Annotated in this window: 1 protein-coding gene; it reads left to right on the plus strand. The window is 69.6% G+C overall.

Features of this window, described 5'->3' with window-relative positions:
- Positions 1-238 precede the first annotated feature (238 nt).
- Positions 239-872: IS5 family transposase (locus tag KDL01_RS41465; protein WP_212534201.1), on the plus strand; the 634-nt coding region annotated here is incomplete at its 3' end.

Consider the following 872-nt stretch of genomic DNA (forward strand, 5'->3'; position numbering starts at 1 on the left):
AGAAGGTGTCCCGCTTCTTCCGTGGCTCGGCTCGTCTCGCCTGATGGTCAGTCAGGCGGCAGTGTGAAGGCTCCTGTTACTGGTGGTGTTCTCTACGCAACACCGGTCTCAGGAGCCTTCCGTGTCATCTTCCCCCATGCCCGCGCCAGGTGTCATTCGCGCAGCTGAGCAGCCCTGCTGTCGGTACGCCCGGTTTCACGCGGACCGGCCGCGCCGCGAGCGGTTCTACCCGAGCGATATGACGGATGCGGAGTGGTCGGTGCTCGAGCCGCTGCTGCCGGTCCCGGCGTGCGCGAGCGCGGGCGGCGGGCACCCGGAGCGGTACTGCCGCCGGGAGATCGTCGACGCGCTGCGCTACCTCGTGGATCAGGGCTGCAAGTGGCGCGGCCTGCCGCGGGACTTCGCCCCGTGGAAGCGGGTGTACGCCTACTTTTTGCGGTGGGAGAAGGCCTGCGTCACCGAGCGGGTCGTCGACGAGCTGCGCCGCCGGGTGCGCGCCGCGGCCGGCCGGGATCCCGAGCCGAGCGCCGCGATCATCGACTCGCAGTCGGTGCGCGCCGCCGCCACGGTCGGGGCGGGCACGCGCGGCTGGGACAACGGCAAGAAGGTCACCGGCCGGAAAAGGCACATCGCCGTGGACACACTCGGTCTGCTGATCTGTGTGTTCGCCGGGCCGGCCAACGTGCAGGATCGCGACGCGGCCCGGGTGCTGCTCGGACTGCTGCACCTGGTGTGCCCGAGGGTCACCCTGGTGTGGGCCGACGGCGGATACGCCGGGCAGTTGGTCAAGACCGCGAGGAAGTACTGGTCGCTGACCGTGCACATCGTCAAGCGCAGTGATGCGACGCAGGGCTTCGTGGTGTTACCGCGCA

The sequence above is a fragment of the Actinospica durhamensis genome (assembly GCF_018139695.1).
Taxonomy (GTDB): Bacteria; Actinomycetota; Actinomycetes; order Streptomycetales; family Catenulisporaceae; genus Actinospica; species Actinospica durhamensis.